Source organism: Micromonospora purpureochromogenes (assembly GCF_900091515.1).
GTDB classification, from domain to species: domain Bacteria; phylum Actinomycetota; class Actinomycetes; order Mycobacteriales; family Micromonosporaceae; genus Micromonospora; species Micromonospora purpureochromogenes.
Map to the genome: position 1 here is coordinate 2,533,702 of NZ_LT607410.1, position 15,392 is coordinate 2,549,093.

Sequence of the window (15,392 nt, forward strand, 5' to 3'; positions counted from 1 at the left end):
GCGCCGGTCCAGCCAGCCGGACGGCGTCGGGTCCGGAGGTCAGAGGCCGAGCGAGGCGTGGCGGAGCCGGTCGGCGAGGCCGGCGGAGCCGTCGACCTGGACCCGGGCCACCCGCTGCCGGCCCGAGAGGAAGAGCGCCAGCTCGCCCGGCGACCCGACCAGCCGGAGCCGTTCGCCGCCCCGGCCCACCGACAGCTCGCCGTGGCCGGGCGCCTGCACCAGCAGGTCGGCCGGGAACCGGCGCAACGCCGCCCGGGCCAGCAGGGCGGCCGGCTTCCACAGCCGCGCCCGCAGGCCGGCCGGCAGGTCACGCGGCTGCCATCCGGTCGCGGCCCGCCGGACGTCCTCGTGGTGGATGAAGAACTCCAGGGTGTTGGCCAGCTCGTCGGTGAGCGGGTTGCTCACCGGGCTCCACAGCGGCGGGCGGCGCACCAGGCCGACCAGCTCCGCCCAGGGGCGGGCGGCGACCCGCCGGCGCACCCGCTCGGCGTACCCGCGCAGCGGCGGGAGCACGATGCCGCCGGCGGCGTCCGGGCGACGCTCGCGCACCACCAGGTGGGCGGCGAGGTCGCGGGTCGTCCACCCCTCGTTGACGGTCGGTGCGTCCGGTCCCAGCTCCAGCATGAGATCGACGAGCGCCTCGCGCTCCGATCGGGCGTACCGCGGCATGAGGGTGATCGTAGGCGCGCCGGCCGGTGTCGGCGCGCCGGAGCGCGTGCCGCGGTGACCGGGGCGCGCCGGAGTGTGCCAGAGGGCACGTGACGGCGGACATACCGGGTCCGGGTCGGCGGAGGTGGCCGGGAGCGGTAAGGATGAGGGGGAACAGGGCGGCTTACGGCGGGGGACAGTGTGGCGAGCGGGACAAGTCGGGACGTGCTCGGCAGGGGACTGTCGGTCCTCGGCCGGGCGATCCGGGAACAACCGCGGATCTTCGCGGTGGCGGTGAGCGGCAGCGTGCTCTTCGGCCTCATGGTCATCGCCAGCGCGTACGTGGTGGGCGCGGTGGTCGGCGAGGTGGTGGTGCCGTCCATCGCCCGCGGCTCCGTCGGGACGGGCGCGCTGGCCCTGGCCGCGGCGGCGCTGTTCGGCATCAGCGTGCTGCGGGTGGTGGGCATCTTCGGCCGCCGGCTCGGCGCCGGCTACATGCAGTTCCGCCTCCAGGCCGCCTACCGGCGCCGGGTCACCCGCCGCTACCTCGACCTGCCGCTGGCCTGGCACCAGCGCAACGCCACCGGCACCCTGCTGTCCAACGCCAACTCGGACGTGGAGGCGGCCTGGTACCCGATCGCCCCGCTGCCCTTCGCGGTCGGCACCCTGGTCATGCTGGTCGGGGCGGTCGTCTCGCTCTTCCTCACCGACTGGGCGCTGGCCCTGGTCGGGCTGGCTGTCTTCCCGGCGCTCTTCGCGCTCAACGTGGTCTACTCCCGGCGGATGGCACCCCGGCAGGCCCGCGCCCAGCGGCTGCGCGCCGAGGTCAGCGGCATCGCCCACGAGAGCTTCGACGGCGCCCTGGTGGTCAAGACGATGGGCCGCGAGGCCGAGGAGACCGCCCGGTTCTCGGCCCGGGCCGGCGAGCTGCGCGACGCGCTGATCTCCGTCGGCCGGCTGCGCGGCGTCTTCGACCCGCTGCTGGAGACGCTGCCCAGCCTCGGCACCCTCGCCGTGCTGGTGGTCGGTGCGTTCCGGCTGCGGGCGGGCGCGATCAGCGTCGCCGAGCTGGTCAGCGTCGCCTTCCTCTTCACCGTGCTGGCCTTCCCGGTGCGGGCCATCGGCTGGGTCCTCGCCGAGCTGCCGCGCAGCGTCGCCGGCTGGGACCGGGTCCGCCGGGTCCTGGACGCCACCGGCGAGATGCCGTACGGCGAGCGTCGGCTCGCCCCGGCCGAGCCGACACCCGCCACGCTGGCCTTCGCCGACGTCTGCTTCGGGTACGAGCCGGCCGAGGCGCACCTGCCCGGCACGGAGGTGCTCGGCGAGGTCACCTTCACCGTGCCGGCCGGGAAGACGGTCGCCCTGGTCGGCCCGACCGGCGCCGGCAAGTCCACCATCGCCTCGCTGGCCGTGCGCCTGGTCGACCCGCGCGTCGGCACGGTGGCCCTGGACGGCGTCGACGTACGCGAGCTGGCCGCGGACTCGCTGGCGGCGACGGTCGCCCTGGTCGCGCAGGTGCCGTTCGTCTTCGACGACACCGTGCGGGCCAACATCACCCTGGACCGGCCGGGCATCGGCGACGAGGTCGTGTGGGCCGCGCTGCGGCTGGCCGAGGCGGACGGCTTCGTCGCCGCACTCCCCGAGGGGCTGGACACCATGGTCGGCGAGCGGGGCACCTCGCTCTCCGGCGGGCAGCGGCAGCGGCTCACCCTGGCCCGGGCGCTCGCCGGCCGGCCCCGGCTGCTGGTGCTCGACGACGCGACCAGCGCCGTCGACCCGAGGGTGGAGGCGGCCATCCTGGCCGGACTGCGCGCCCCGACCGGGGGGCAGGGCGCCGCCGCGTCGATCCTGGTGGTCGCGTACCGGCGGGCGACCATCGCCCTCGCCGACGAGGTGATCTACGTGGAGCAGGGGCGGGTGGTGGCCCGGGGCACGCACACCGAGCTGCTCGCCACCGTGCCCGGCTACGCCGACCTGGTGACCGCGTACGAGCAGGCCGAGCAGGAACGCGAGCAGAACCGCACGTACGACGAGGTCGCGCCGCTGACCTCGGGCCTGGAGATCGAGGTGGACCGGTGAGCGCGAGGAGTGCAGCGGAGCGGAGCCCCGCAGTCGCGAACGAAAGGTCGGCCCGGTGAGCGCGAGGAGTGCAGCGGAGCGGAGCCCCGCAGTCGCGAACGAAAGGTCGGCCCGGTGAGCGCGAGGAGTGCAGCGGAGCGGAGCCCCGCAGTCGCGAACGAAAGGTCGGCCCGGTGAGCGCGACGACGGTGGAGCCGGAGCGGCGTGAGGAGCCGCAGGAGCGTTCCGAGACGACCTGGCGGACGCTGCGGCGCGGGCTGGCGCTCTCCCCGGAACTGCGGACCGGGCTGGCCGGCACCCTGGCGCTGGCCCTGGTCTACATGGTCGGCCGGGTGGCCGTGCCGGTCGCCGTGCAGCGCGGCATCGACGGCGGCATCGTCGGCGGCCTGGACCTGGCCGTGGTGTGGCGGGTGGTCACGATCACCGCGGCCGTGCTGGTGGTCACCACCACCTGCGGCTACCTGATGATGCGCCGGCTGTTCACGGTCAGCGAGACCGCGCTGGCCAACGTCCGGACCCGGGCGTTCCGGCACGTGCACGACCTGTCGATGCTGCACCAGCAGTCCGAGCGGCGCGGGTCGCTGGTCTCCCGGGTGACCAGCGACGTCGACCAGATCACCCAGTTCCTGCAGTGGGGCGGGGTGATCCTGCTCGTCAACCTCGGTCAGCTCGTCGTCACCACGGCCGTGATGCTGGCGTACTCCTGGCAGTTGACCCTGGTGGTGCTGGTCGCCTTCGCGCCGGCGGTGCTGGTGATCCGGCTGCTCCAGCGCCGGCTCGGCGCCGCCTACGGGGTGGTCCGGCAGCGGATGGGCACCCTGCTCGGCGCCATCGCCGAGAGCGTGGTCGGCGCGCCGGTGATCCGGGCGTACGGCATCGCGGGGCGCACCGCCCGGCGGCTCGACACCGCGATCGAGGGGCAGCGGCAGGCCCAGCAGCGGGCGATCCGGATCAGCATCGTGGGCAGCTCGGTGGGGGAGCTGGCCGCCGGCCTGGCGCTGGCCGGCGTGGTGGTCCTCGGGGTGCTGCTCGGCGTGGACGGCTCGCTCTCCATCGGCCAGCTCACCGCGTTCCTGTTCCTGGTCACGCTCTTCATCCAGCCGGTGCAGATCGCCACCGAGGTGCTCAACGAGGCGCAGAACGCCATCGCCGGCTGGCGTCGGGTGCTGGACGTGCTCGACGTCGCGCCGGACGTGGCCGACCCCGGCGAGCAGGGGCGGGAGCTGCCGCCGGGCCCGCTGGACATCAGCTTCGCCGGGGTGACCTTCGCGTACCCGGGCGGTCCGCCGGTGCTGCACGACGTCACCCTGGACATCCCGGCGAAGAGCCGGGTGGCGGTGGTCGGCGAGACCGGCAGCGGCAAGACCACCTTCGCCAAGCTGCTCACCCGGCTGATGGACCCGACCGACGGGCAGGTGCTGCTCTCCGGGGTGCCGCTGGACCGGGTGCGGTTCGACTCGCTGCGCGCCCGGGTGGTGATGGTGCCGCAGGACGGTTTCCTCTTCGACGCCACGGTGGGCGACAACGTCCGCTTCGCCCGCCCCGAGCTGACCGACGCGGAACTCACCGCGGCCTTCACCGAGCTGGGGCTGGCCGACTGGCTGGACGGCCTGCCGTCGGGCCTGGCCACCGCGGTCGGCGAGCGGGGTGAGTCGCTGAGCGTGGGGGAGCGGCAGCTGGTGGCGCTCGCCCGGGCCTACGTGGCCGACCCGGACCTGCTGGTCCTCGACGAGGCCACCAGTGCCGTCGACCCGGCCACCGAGGTACGCCTGCAGCGCACCCTGGACGCGGTGACCCGCGGCCGGACCACCCTGGCCATCGCGCACCGGCTCTCCACCGCGCAGGCGGCCGACGAGGTGATCGTGGTGGACCGGGGCCGGATCGTGCAGCGCGGCCCGCACGACGAGCTGGTCCGCGACCCGGAGTCGGTCTACGGCCTGCTCTTCGCCTCCTGGCTGGAGCAGACCCGCTGACCCGTTGAGCCCGATACAGCAGACCCGTTGAGCCGGATCCGGCGCGTCGCGCGCCGGATCCGGTCGGCTCACCGGGAGTAGTGCTCGACCACCAGCTGCTCGTCACAGACCACCGGCACCTCGTGCCGGGCCGGCTCGCGCAGCAGGGTGGCCCGCAGGCCGGTCAGGTCGACCGAGAGGTACGGCCGGCCGGGCCCGTCGTCCGCGTTGGCCCCGGTGGCGGCGAGCTGGAAGGGCGGCAGCTGCCGGCTCCGCTCGCGGACGGCGACCACCTGACCGGGCCGCAGCCGGTACGACGGCCGGTCGACCTTGCGCCCGTCGACGGTGAGGTGCCCGTGGGCGACCAGTTGCCGGGCCTGGTAGATGCTGCGGGCCAGGCCGGCGCGGTGCACCACCGCGTCCAGCCGCCGTTCCAGCAGCGCGACCAGCGTCTGGCCGGTCTTGCCGGCGCCCCGCGCCGCCTCGTCGAAGGCGCGGCGCAGCTGCACCTCGCTGACGTTGTACTGGTGCCGCAGCCGCTGCTTCTCCAGCAGCCGCACCTGGTAGTCGGAGGTGCGCCGGCGGGCCCGGCCGTGCACGCCCGGCGGGTAGGGGCGGCGTTCGAGGTACTGGACGCACTTGCGGGTCAGTGGGATGCCGAGGGCCCGGGAGAGGCGGGCCTTGGGGCGGGGGTGGTTCACGTGGACGTCTCCGCTCGGGTGTTCTAGGGTGCTACTTAGGTAAGCCTAACCTATATAGGAGGTGCCCCGATGGGACCGAGCCCCGCCGAGATCGTCCGCACCCTGGTCGCCGGTCGGCTCCCCGGTCTGGTGCACCTCGCGCACCGCCCGGGCCCGTACCACGTCCGGCACGCCACCGACCCGGAGGGACGGGTGCTGATGCTCGTGTCGGTGGTCAGCGACCTCGCCGCCGAGCTGGACCCCGGGGCCGACGACGACGTCGCCGTGGTGCTCGACGTGCTGGACCTGCCGCCGGCGCCGGGTGCGCCGTCGCTCGGTCGGGCCTGGGTCTCCGGCTGGGCGGTGCCGCTGCGGGGCGCGGAGGCCCGGCGCGGTGCGGCCGACTTCGCGGCCGTCGACCCGACCGGTGACCTGCTCGACGTCGGCACCCGGTTCCGCCTGCACCGCTTCGAGGTGGTCGAGGCCCGCCTGGAGGGCGCCGACTCCGTGCGCCGCGTCGACCCCGGGGAGTACGCCGCCGCCGAGCCGGACCCGCTGCACACGATCGAGCCCGAGCTGCTGGCCGACCTCACCGACCACCACGAGGCGCAGGTCGCCGCGTACCTGCGCGGCCACCTCGACCTCGCCGGCGGCCGGCCCCGGGTGGTGCGGCTGGACCGGTACGGCCTGGTGGTCGCGTACGGCGGGCCCGGCGACCGGCGGCGGGCCCGGCTGGCCTTCCCGCACCCGGTGGCCGACCCGGCGGAGCTGTCCCGGCTGCTGCACCCGATGCTCTGCCCGCGCGCGGCCGGCGCCCGCCCGGCGGCCGACGGGCGCTGACGGTCAGGCCAGGTCGCCGGTGAGGTAGCGCTGCACCGTCGGGCCGAGCGCCGCGACCAGGGTCTCCGGGTCCGCGGAGGCCACCGGCTCCAGCCGGATGACGTACCGCATCATGGCCAGGCCGATCATCTGGGTGGCCACCAGCGAGCCGCGCAGCGGCAGCTCCGCCGGCGGGATGTCGAGGTGGTCGAGCACACGGCGCAGCACCTGGGTGACCAGGAACTCGCGCAGCAGCCGGGCGGTCCAGTCGTTGTTGACCGCCGAGCGGAGCAGGGCCACCGCCGCCTTGCCGGCCGGCGAGTCCCACACCCCGAGGAACGTCCGGACCAGCCGCTCACCGACGCCGTCCACCCCGCCGGCCAGCACCACGGGGAGCAGCTCCGCCGGGTCCAGCGGGATCTCGACGGTGGCCCGGAAGAGCTCCTCCTTGCTGCCGAAGTAGTGGTGCACCAGGGCCGGATCGACCCCCGCCGCGGTGGCGATGACCCGGATCGAGGCCGCGTCGAAGCCGCGCTCGGCGAAGGTCGTCCGGGCCGCCGCGAGGATGGCCTGCCGGGTGTCCGGGTTGCCGGGGCGCCGGCCGGTGCGGCGCCGCGTCATCCGCTGCGCCGCCGCAGGGTCGCCGCCGCGAGCACCAGGGCCGCCACCGCCGCGCCGGCGACGATCCCCACGTCCCGCCACATGGTGCCGGTCGGTTCGGCGTGCGCGCCGACCTCCTGCAGGGCCTCGACCGCGTACGACAGGGGCAGCGCGTCGCTGACCGCCTGGAGCCAGCCGGCCATCTGGCCGCGCGGCACGAAGAGCCCGCAGAGCAGCAGCTGCGGGGCGACCACGACCGGCATGAACTGGACCGCCTGGAACTCGGTGCGGGCGAAGGCGCTGCAGAACAGCCCGAGCGCCACGGCCAGCACGGCGTTCAGCGCCGCGACCAGGATGACCAGCCCGGCGCTGCCGGCGGTCTCCATCCCGAGCAGCCAGTACGCCACGCCGGCGGCGATGGCCGCCTGCACCGCCCCGGCCAGCCCGAACGCGATGCCGTAGCCGAAGAGCAGGTCGAGCTTGTGCAGCGGCGTGGTGAGCAGCCGTTCCAGCGTGCCGGTGGTGCGCTCGCGCAGCATCGCGATGCTGGTCACCAGGAACATCACGATGAACGGGAAGAAGCCCAGCATGATCAGGGCGATCCGGTCGAAGGTCGACGGCTGCCCGGGGGCGGTGGGCAGGTCGGCGTACATGTAGTAGACCAGGGTCAGCAGCACCGTGGGCACCACCACCAGCAGCGCCACCGTGCGCTTGTCGTGCCGCAGCTGGCGCAGGATGCGCCCGATGGTGACGGTCAGAATCCGCGCATTCACGATGCCTCCTCCGTTCGCGACTGCGGGGCTCGCAGGCCCGGCTCACTCCTCGCGCTCACGATGCCTCCTCCGTTCGCGACTGCGGGGCTCGCAGGCCCGGCTCACTCCTCGCGCTCACGATGCCTCCTCGGTTCGCGACTGCGGGGCTCGCAGGCCCGGCTCACTCCTCGCGCTCACGATGCCTCCTCGGTTCGCGACTGCGGGGCTCGCAGGCCCGGCTCACTCCTCGCGCTCACGATGCCTCCTCGGTTCGCGACTGCGGCGCTCGCAGGCCCGGCTCACTCCTCGCGCTCACGATGCCTCCTTGCCGGCGGGCTGCTGGCCCGCCTCGCTCGACCGGATCAACCGCAGGAACGACTCCTCCAGGTCGTCGACCCCGGTGCGCTCCCGGATCGCGTCGGGAGTGTCGTCGGCGACCAGCCGGCCCTCCCGGATCAGCAGCAGCCGGTCGCACCGGGCCGCCTCGTCCATCACGTGGCTGGACACCAGCAGCGTCGTGCCGGCCGCCGCCATCTCGTGGAACCGGCCCCACAGGTCGGCCCGCAGCACCGGGTCCTGGCCGACCGTCGGCTCGTCGAGGATGACCAGCTCGGGGTCGCCGACCAGGGCGCAGGCCAGCGAGGCTCGGCTGCGCTGCCCGCCGGAGAGGGTGCCGACCAGCTGGGTGGCCGCGTCGGCCAGCCCGACGTCGGCGACCGCCCGATCGGCGTCGGCCCCGTGCCGGCCCTGCAACGCCGCGAAGTAGCGGGCGTTCTCCCGGACGGTCAGGTCGGCGTAGACGCTGGGCGCCTGGGTCAGGTAGCCGACCCGGTGGCGCAGGTCGGCCGAGCCGGCCGGCCGGCCGAGCACGGTGACCGTGCCCGAGTCGATCACCTGGACCCCCACCACCGCCCGCATCAGGGTGGTCTTGCCGCTGCCGCTGGGCCCGAGCAGCCCGGTCACCGAGCCCCGGGGGACGGTGCAGTCGATGCCGTGCAGCACCCTTCGCCGGCCCCGGTCGACGACCAGGTCGCGGACCGTGATCGCGTCCTCCACCGCCCACCTCCAAAACTCATCAGCTGTTGAACTCAACGCTAGATGAGATACCCGGACCGGCGCAATGGTTGACTTCGAGTGCTCTCGAACTGGAAGCCTGGGTGGCGTGGACATCAGCACGCAGGAACCGGCCCTCTCCGTGGGCGAGGCGGCGGCCCGGGTCGGCCTGACCACCTACACGCTGCGCTGGTACGAGCAGGAGGGGCTGGTCGCCCCGGTCGGTCGGGACTCGGCGGGGCGCCGCCGCTACACCGAGTCCGACCTGGACTGGCTGCTCCTGCTCACCCGGCTGCGCCGCACCGGGATGCCGGTGCGCGACATGCGCCGGTACGCCGAACTGGCCCGCCAGGGCGACCGCACGCTCGGCGCCCGGCGGGCGCTGTTCGAGGCGCACCGGGCCCGGGTGCTGGCCCGGATGGCCGAACTGGAGGAGGACCTGAAGGTGCTCAACTACAAGATCGACCTCTACCGCCGAGCCGAGGAGGGCCGATGATCCGTCGACGGATGGGGGCCACCGGCCCCGAGGTCTCGGCCATCGGGCTGGGCTGCATGGGGATGAGCTTCGCCTACGGCGGCCGCGACGACGCGGAATCCACCCGTACCCTGCACCGGGCCCTGGACCTGGGCGTCAACCACCTGGACACCGCCGACATGTACGGCGCCGGCGCCAACGAGCGGCTGCTCTCCCCGGTGGTGCGGGCCCGCCGCGACGAGGTCTTCCTGGCCACCAAGTTCGGCAATCGCACCAGCGGCGACAGCTTCGGCGGCACCGGCACCCCCGGCGCGTACGTCGACAGCAGCGCCGCCTGGGCCCGGGAGGCCTGCGACGCCTCACTGGGCCGGCTCGGGGTGGACACCATCGACCTGTACTACCTGCACCGGCGCGACCCGCGCACGCCGATCGAGGAGACCGTCGGCGCGCTGGCCGAGCTGGTCGAGGCCGGCAAGGTCCGCCTGATCGGGCTCAGCGAGGTGAGCCCGGCGACGCTGCGGGCGGCGCACGCGGTGCACCCGGTGACCGCGGTGCAGATGGAGTACTCGCTGTTCACCCGGGACGTCGAGGGGGAGATGCTGGACACCTGCCGGGAGCTGGGGGTGGCGCTGGTGGCGTACTCCCCGGTCGGGCGAGGGCTGCTCACCGGGGCGATCAGCGGGCGCGACCAGCTCGCCGCCGACGACTGGCGGGCCGGCGTGCCGCGCTTCGCCGAGGGAAACCTCGACGCCAACCTGCGGCTGGTCGCGGCGGTGCGCGCGGTGGCCGAGGAGATCGGCTGCACCCCGGCCCAGGCCGCGCTGGCCTGGCTGCTGGCCCAGGGTGAGGACATCCTGCCGATCCCCGGCACCAAGCGGGTCCGCTACCTGGAGGAGAACGCCGCAGCGGCCGACATCCGGCTCACCCCGGAGCAGCGGGACCGGCTGGGTGCGGCCGTTCCCGTCGGCGCGGTGGCCGGCGAAAGGTATCCCGAGGCATCAATGCGAACCGTCGGGCACTAGCCTCCTGATCGGACAGGTTGTCCGTCAATCGGACACCGTGTCCGTCATCGGGCATTGCGGCCCGATGGGGCACACGGCACGATGGCGTAGTGGATCACGCTCCGTTGTTGGCGGGCACCTTCTTCGACGACTGGGCGACCCGGCTGCGCGAGGGCGCCGAACGCCCCGTCGTCGGGATCCTGCTGCGCGGCAGCCACGCCCGACGGGCTGCCACCGCACACAGCGACGTCGACCTCGACGTGCTCGTCGCCGACGACGACCGGCCCGCCCCGCCCACGCCGGGCACGACGGGCCGGTCCACCGGCACCGGCCGCACCCCGTACGCCGCGCGGCAGGCGTACCTGGTCGAGGTGGACGGCCGGCTGGTGCACGTGTCGGTGGCCGCCCGCGACGTCCGCTCCTGGGTGGACCGGCTCGGCGAGCCGGCCGACTGGGCCTTCGGCCTGCCGGTCACCGCGCCGGTCCGGCTGCTCTGGGCCGAGGAGGGCTGGCGACCCCGGATCGACCTGCCGGTGCTCTGCCAGCCCGCCGACCAGCCCCGGCTGGAGGAGCTGGTCGCCACGCTGGGCAAGGTGGCCGGCGCCCGCGCCGCCGGCGACCACCTCGGGGTACGGCTGGCCGCCGCCGACCTGGCCCGGCTCTGTCCCTCGGTGCTGCGGCTGGCCAACCCGAGCGTCCGGGTGGTGTCCCGGCGGGCCGCCTTCGCCGCCGCGCTCGCGCTGCCGGTCGCCCCGCCCGGCTACCGCGACGACATGCTGCTCTGCCTCGGGCTGCGCCCCGCCTCCACCGGCCAGCTCGGGGCCGCCGCGGGGCGGCTGGTCGCCGGAGTCGTCCCGCTGGTCCGCCCGTACGCCGACCGGGTCGCGGAGGTGGCCGGGCCGGACCTGGCCGCGGCGCTCGTCGACGGGCGGCTGGACCGCTACGTCGCCCAGCTCGCCCGGGCCGCGAGCCGGGGCGGGTACGGCCCGCAGGTCCCCGCACCGCGTGCGGGACAATGGGTCACTGTGCCCGTGACTGACTCTTCCCCGAGCGACGCCGGCGCGGTGCGCGCGTCGCGCCTCGATCCGGCCATCGCCGCCCGGCTGCGCCGCACCCCCGACGGCCTGGTCGCCGCGGTGGTGCGCCAGCACGACACCGGCGAGGTGCTGATGGTCGCCTGGATGGACGACGAGGCGCTGCACCGCACGCTGACCACCGGCCGGGCCACCTACTGGTCGCGCAGCCGGCAGGAGTACTGGGTCAAGGGGGCCACCTCCGGGCACCACCAGTACGTCCGCTCGGTCGCCCTGGACTGCGACGGTGACGCGCTGCTGGTCAGCGTCGACCAGGTGGGGGCGGCCTGTCACACCGGGCACCGCACCTGCTTCTTCACCGAGCTGCCGGTCAGCGGCGCGGGGACCCAGCGGTGAGCGCGGACAGCGGGGCGCGGCCGGACCGCGCCGGCGCGGACGAGAGGCAGGCCCGGCGATGACCGACGGCACCCTGAGCCCTGACCTGGGCAGCTTCACCGAGCTGGCCGCCCGCTGGCGGGTGGTGCCGGTGACCCGGCGGCTGCTGGCCGACGCGGAGACCCCGGTCGGGGTCTACCGCAAGCTCGCCGGCGGCCCGGGCACCTTCCTGCTGGAGTCCGCCGAGCAGGGCGTCGGCTCGGCCGGGATGTCCTGGTCGCGGTACTCGTTCATCGGCGTGCGCAGCGGCGCGACCCTGGTCGAGCGGGACGGCGTCGCGGTCTGGACCGGCCAGCCCCCGGCCGGCGTGCCGTCCTCCGGCAACCCGGTCGAGGTGCTGCGCGAGACCGTCGAGGCCCTGGCCGGTCCGGTCTGGGACCCGGCCAGCGACATGCCGCCGTTGACCGGCGGCATGGTCGGCTACCTGGGCTACGACCTGATCCGGCGCTTCGAGCGGCTGCCCGAGCTGACCGAGGACGACCTCGGGGTGCCGGAGCTGGGCATGATGCTCGCGACCGACCTGGTGGTGCTCGACCACTACGACGGCTCGGCGATCCTGGTCGCCAACGCGGTGCTGCCGCCGCTGGACGCGCCGGACCGGGAGCCGCTGGTCGCGGCGGCGTACCACCACGCGGTCGGGCGGCTCGACGCGATGACCACCGCGCTGTCCCGACCGATTCCGCCCATGATCTCCACCGTGGGCCGGCCGCCGGTCGGCGAGGTGGCCAGCCGTACCCCGGACGGCGGCTACCCGAAGGCGGTCGAGGCGGCCAAGGAGGCGATCCGCGCCGGCGAGTGCTTCCAGATCGTGCTCGCCCAGCGCTTCGAGCGGGACACCCGCGCCGACCCGCTGGACGTCTACCGGGTGCTGCGCACCACCAACCCCAGCCCGTACATGTACCTGCTGCGCTTCGACGGCTTCGACATCGTCGGCTCGTCGCCGGAGGCGCACCTGAAGGTCAACGCCGGCCCGGACGGGCAGCGGCGGGCGCTGCTGCACCCGATCGCCGGCACCCGGCCGCGCGGCGCCACCGCGGACGCCGACACCCGGCTCGCCGCGGAACTGCTCGCCGACCCCAAGGAGCGGGCCGAGCACGTGATGCTGGTCGACCTGGGCCGCAACGACCTGGGCCGGGTGTGCCGTCCGGGCACGGTGGAGGTGCCGGAGTTCGCCACCATCGAGCGGTACAGCCACGTGATGCACATCGTCTCGACCGTGGTGGGCACGCTGCGCGACGACCGGACCGCCTTCGACGCGCTCGCCGCCACCTTCCCGGCCGGCACCCTCTCCGGTGCCCCGAAGGTGCGCGCCATGGAGATCATCGAGGAGCTGGAGCCGGTCCGGCGCGGCATCTACGGCGGCACCGTGGGGTACTTCGGCTTCGGCGGCGACCTGGACATGGCGATCGCCATCCGCACCGCGCTGATCCGCGACGGGCGGGCGTACGTGCAGGCCGGGGCCGGGGTGGTGGCCGATTCCGATCCCGCCGGCGAGGACCAGGAGACCCGGAACAAGGCCGCCGCGGTGCTCGCCGCCATCGCCGCCGCCGAAACCCTCCGGCCGGCCCGGTGAGCGGCCCGGTGAGCGGTCCGGCGACGCCCGCGGCGCCGGACACCCCCGCCGAAGCGGGTACGCCGGCCGCCTCGGGCCGGCGCGAGTTGACGTACGCGGTGCTGCTCAGCCTGGCCGGCGCGGGCCTGGCTTTCTGGGCGGCGACCCGGACCTGGTCGGTGGAGGTGACCCCGCGTGGGTCGCTGCCCTCGGCGCGGCAGGGCCGCACCGGCGCGGACCTGCTGCCGTGGCTGTCGGCGCTGGCGCTGGTCGGGCTGGCCGGGGGCGGCGCGGTGCTGGCCACCAGGGGCCGGGTCCGGCGCCTGCTGGGCGGGCTGCTGGCCCTGCTCGGCGCGGCGGTGGCGGCGGGCGGCGGGTACGGGCTGGTCGCCGCGTTCGACGGCGACGTGAGCCGGCAGTGGCCGGCGCTCTGCCTGCTCGGCGGGGTGCTGGCGGCGCTCGGCGGCGGGCTCACCGCGGCGCGCGGTCAGCGCTGGCCGGCGATGGGCGCCCGGTACGAGCGGCACGCCGGCGCCGAGGCGCCGGCGGGGGCCGACGGGCGTCCGGGCACCGAGCGGGGCACCCGCGAGGCGTGGGACGCCCTCGACCGGGGCGAGGACCCGACGGTCAGCTGACCGGCTGGCGCTCGCGGACCTCGCGGCGGTCCCGGGCCGCGGCCCGGGCGGCGGCCAGTTCGGCCACCAGGCGGTCCAGCTCGGCCCGCTGGTCGGCGCGGGCCCGGTCGGCGCAGACCGCCTCCCAGGCGTTGCCGCGCGCGGTACGCACCCGACCCTCGCCGACCACGGCGCGTTCCAGGGTGTGCACCACCCCGACGGCCAACGAGGCGACGGTGCGGGAAAGGGTGGTCAGTCCGATGGCGGTGGAGTTCGGCCCGGTCGTGCTCATGAGGTCACCCCGCAGGAGGAGTCCGACGTCTCGGCAGGCGCGTCATCGAGTCTGCCCGGTGGACAGGCTGCCCGGCTCACGTTTCACCGTGGTGACGGCCGGATCAACTGTCCGTCGGAGCGAACGACCAGGGTAGGGCCGTTCTTCCTTGACCTTCGTCACAGCATCGACGGGCGTCGCCGTGCTGCGGGGACCGGGCGCCCGTGCTCTCATGGTCCATGGGCCACGGTGGATGCTCGAGCGACGACCGGGGAGCGGGGCGTGCGGGCCGGTCGACGGGCATCGTGGCGCTGCGTGACACCGCGTTCACCGGAAGTCGGCCATCATGCCACAGCCCATTTCGTGAGGAGCGCCATACCCCCGGCACCCGTCGTCACCTGGCGCCCCCTAGCATCGGCCCATGACACCCGGAGAGGGGAGTCCGTTGGTGACTGCTGAGCATGCGCACGCGGAGGGGGACGAGGCCGGTTCGGCGGCGTCCGGAAGCGTGCTCGACGAGATCCTGGCCGGCGTCCGGGAGGACGTGGCGCGGCGGCAGGAGCAGGTTCCGCTGGAGCGGATCCGCGAGCTGGCCGCCGCCGCACCGCCGCCGCTGGACGCGTACGCGGCCCTGCGCCGGCCCGGGGTGGCCGTGATCGCCGAGGTCAAGCGTTCCTCGCCGTCCAAGGGCCGGCTGGCCGAGATCGCCGACCCGGCCGACCTGGCCGGGCAGTACGCCTCCGGCGGCGCGCGGGCGATCAGCGTGCTGACCGAGGGGCGCTGGTTCGGCGGCTCGCTGGACGACCTCGCCGCCGTCCGGGCCGCCGTCCGGGTCCCGGTCCTGCGCAAGGACTTCGTGGTCTCCAGCTACCAGGTGCACGAGGCGCGCGCGCACGGCGCCGACCTGGTGCTGCTGATCGTCGCCGCCCTCGAACAGAACGTGCTGACGGGTCTGCTGGAGCGGATCGAGTCGCTCGGCATGACCGCGCTGGTCGAGGTGCACGACGAGGAGGAGGCCGACCGCGCCCTGGAGGCCGGCGCGCAGGTGATCGGGGTCAACGCCCGCGACCTGCGTACCCTGGAGGTCGACCGGTCGGTCTTCGAGCGGATCGCGCCCGGCCTGCCCAGCAGCGTCGTCAAGATCGCGGAATCCGGCGTGCGCGGCCCGCACGACCTCATCCGGTACGCCTCGGCCGGCGCCGACGCCGTGCTGGTGGGCGAGGGCCTGGTCACCCAGAAGAGCCCCCGCGAGGCGGTCGCCGAGCTGGTCAACGCCGGAAACCACCCGGCCACGCCCCGCCCGGTGCGCTGAGCCCGCGCCCGGGAGACGTCAGCAGCGAGAGGACACCGCCTTGAGCGAGCGCAGCGAGCGAATCATCCGGCGCGGTGCGCCAGTGCCTCATGGCGTCGCCGACCGTAGGAAGGTG

At 75.0% G+C, this 15,392-nt stretch carries 15 protein-coding genes and 1 pseudogene; 10 read left to right on the plus strand and 6 right to left on the minus strand.

All coding sequences use genetic code 11. The annotated features are described in order from the left end of the window. Window positions 1-39 precede the first annotated feature (39 nt). Window positions 40-669 carry a TIGR03085 family metal-binding protein gene (locus GA0074696_RS11855; protein ID WP_088961155.1) on the minus strand — a complete coding sequence of 210 codons (630 nt, stop codon included), beginning with the start codon at window positions 667-669 and terminating at the stop codon, window positions 40-42. A gap of 180 nt (window positions 670-849) precedes the next feature. Here GA0074696_RS11855 and GA0074696_RS11860 point away from each other — a divergent pair, with 180 nt between their 5' ends. Continuing rightward, entirely contained in the window at window positions 850-2,727 is a 1,878-nt protein-coding gene (locus tag GA0074696_RS11860) for an ABC transporter ATP-binding protein (RefSeq protein WP_088961156.1), read from the plus strand. Between the two features lie 173 nt (window positions 2,728-2,900). Continuing rightward, a complete protein-coding gene (locus GA0074696_RS11865; RefSeq protein WP_231925336.1) occupies window positions 2,901-4,700 on the plus strand; it encodes an ABC transporter ATP-binding protein in 1,800 nt (599 codons plus the stop codon). A gap of 68 nt (window positions 4,701-4,768) precedes the next feature. Here the strand turns inward: GA0074696_RS11865 and rpsD are convergent, their stop codons facing one another. Then, on the minus strand, window positions 4,769-5,380 hold the full coding sequence (gene rpsD, locus GA0074696_RS11870; RefSeq protein ID WP_088961157.1) for a 30S ribosomal protein S4: 612 nt from the start codon (window positions 5,378-5,380) through the stop codon (window positions 4,769-4,771). Between the two features lie 69 nt (window positions 5,381-5,449). On the opposite strand from rpsD, the gene GA0074696_RS11875 reads away from it, so the two are divergent. Continuing rightward, on the plus strand, window positions 5,450-6,199 hold the full coding sequence (locus GA0074696_RS11875; protein ID WP_088961158.1) for a DUF2470 domain-containing protein: 750 nt from the start codon (window positions 5,450-5,452) through the stop codon (window positions 6,197-6,199). 3 nt (window positions 6,200-6,202) lie between these two features. On the opposite strand, the gene GA0074696_RS11880 is transcribed toward GA0074696_RS11875, so the two are convergent. The 3 genes from GA0074696_RS11880 to GA0074696_RS11890 form a co-directional block, all read right to left on the minus strand. Beyond that, window positions 6,203-6,799, minus strand: a complete 597-nt coding sequence (locus GA0074696_RS11880; protein WP_088961159.1) for a TetR/AcrR family transcriptional regulator — start codon at window positions 6,797-6,799, stop codon at window positions 6,203-6,205. Continuing rightward, window positions 6,796-7,551: an ABC transporter permease gene (locus tag GA0074696_RS11885; protein WP_088961160.1), complete on the minus strand. Its 756-nt coding sequence runs from the start codon at window positions 7,549-7,551 to the stop codon at window positions 6,796-6,798. Before GA0074696_RS11885 ends, GA0074696_RS11880 begins: the two co-directional genes overlap by 4 nt. A 291-nt stretch (window positions 7,552-7,842) precedes the next feature. Next, on the minus strand, window positions 7,843-8,586 hold the full coding sequence (locus tag GA0074696_RS11890; RefSeq protein WP_088961161.1) for an ABC transporter ATP-binding protein: 744 nt from the start codon (window positions 8,584-8,586) through the stop codon (window positions 7,843-7,845). Between the two features lie 106 nt (window positions 8,587-8,692). Here GA0074696_RS11890 and GA0074696_RS11895 point away from each other — a divergent pair, with 106 nt between their 5' ends. From GA0074696_RS11895 to GA0074696_RS11915, 6 genes and pseudogenes are all read left to right on the plus strand, one after another. After that, window positions 8,693-9,079, plus strand: coding sequence for a MerR family transcriptional regulator (locus GA0074696_RS11895; protein WP_088961162.1), 387 nt, complete (start codon window positions 8,693-8,695; stop codon window positions 9,077-9,079). Further along, on the plus strand, window positions 9,076-10,080 hold the full coding sequence (locus tag GA0074696_RS11900) for an aldo/keto reductase (protein ID WP_088961163.1): 1,005 nt from the start codon (window positions 9,076-9,078) through the stop codon (window positions 10,078-10,080). Before GA0074696_RS11895 ends, GA0074696_RS11900 begins: the two co-directional genes overlap by 4 nt. A gap of 512 nt (window positions 10,081-10,592) precedes the next feature. Further along, a pseudogene (locus GA0074696_RS31765) lies at window positions 10,593-10,916 on the plus strand (phosphoribosyl-AMP cyclohydrolase); the annotation flags it as partial. A 75-nt stretch (window positions 10,917-10,991) separates the two neighbouring features. Next, complete coding sequence (gene hisI / locus GA0074696_RS31770; protein WP_407940606.1) at window positions 10,992-11,489, plus strand: phosphoribosyl-AMP cyclohydrolase; 498 nt, start codon at window positions 10,992-10,994, stop codon at window positions 11,487-11,489. 58 nt (window positions 11,490-11,547) lie between these two features. After that, the gene (locus GA0074696_RS11910; RefSeq protein WP_088961165.1) at window positions 11,548-13,101 is read left to right on the plus strand and encodes an anthranilate synthase component I; all 1,554 of its coding nucleotides are present in this window, start codon (window positions 11,548-11,550) and stop codon (window positions 13,099-13,101) included. A gap of 8 nt (window positions 13,102-13,109) precedes the next feature. Next, window positions 13,110-13,715: a Trp biosynthesis-associated membrane protein gene (locus GA0074696_RS11915; protein WP_088964512.1), complete on the plus strand. Its 606-nt coding sequence runs from the start codon at window positions 13,110-13,112 to the stop codon at window positions 13,713-13,715. Here the strand turns inward: GA0074696_RS11915 and GA0074696_RS11920 are convergent. Beyond that, window positions 13,708-13,986 carry a hypothetical protein gene (locus tag GA0074696_RS11920; protein ID WP_088961166.1) on the minus strand — a complete coding sequence of 93 codons (279 nt, stop codon included), beginning with the start codon at window positions 13,984-13,986 and terminating at the stop codon, window positions 13,708-13,710. The two genes, GA0074696_RS11915 and GA0074696_RS11920, sit on opposite strands and share 8 nt — an antisense overlap. A 487-nt stretch (window positions 13,987-14,473) precedes the next feature. Here GA0074696_RS11920 and trpC point away from each other — a divergent pair, with 487 nt between their 5' ends. Then, the gene (gene trpC / locus GA0074696_RS11925) at window positions 14,474-15,277 is read left to right on the plus strand and encodes an indole-3-glycerol phosphate synthase TrpC (protein ID WP_172894616.1); all 804 of its coding nucleotides are present in this window, start codon (window positions 14,474-14,476) and stop codon (window positions 15,275-15,277) included. Window positions 15,278-15,392: the final 115 nt, after the last annotated feature.

Bases quoted from the DNA above. Each gene is read 5' to 3' on its own strand.
- GA0074696_RS11880 (WP_088961159.1), bottom strand. From the start codon at position 6,799: ATGACGCGGCGCCGCACCGGCCGGCGCCCCGGCAACCCGGACACCCGG.
- GA0074696_RS11920 (WP_088961166.1), bottom strand. From the start codon at position 13,986: ATGAGCACGACCGGGCCGAACTCCACCGCCATCGGACTGACCACCCTT.
- GA0074696_RS11900 (WP_088961163.1), top strand. From the start codon at position 9,076: ATGATCCGTCGACGGATGGGGGCCACCGGCCCCGAGGTCTCGGCCATC.
- GA0074696_RS11910 (WP_088961165.1), top strand. From the start codon at position 11,548: ATGACCGACGGCACCCTGAGCCCTGACCTGGGCAGCTTCACCGAGCTG.
- GA0074696_RS11855 (WP_088961155.1), bottom strand. From the start codon at position 669: ATGCCGCGGTACGCCCGATCGGAGCGCGAGGCGCTCGTCGATCTCATG.
- GA0074696_RS11875 (WP_088961158.1), top strand. From the start codon at position 5,450: ATGGGACCGAGCCCCGCCGAGATCGTCCGCACCCTGGTCGCCGGTCGG.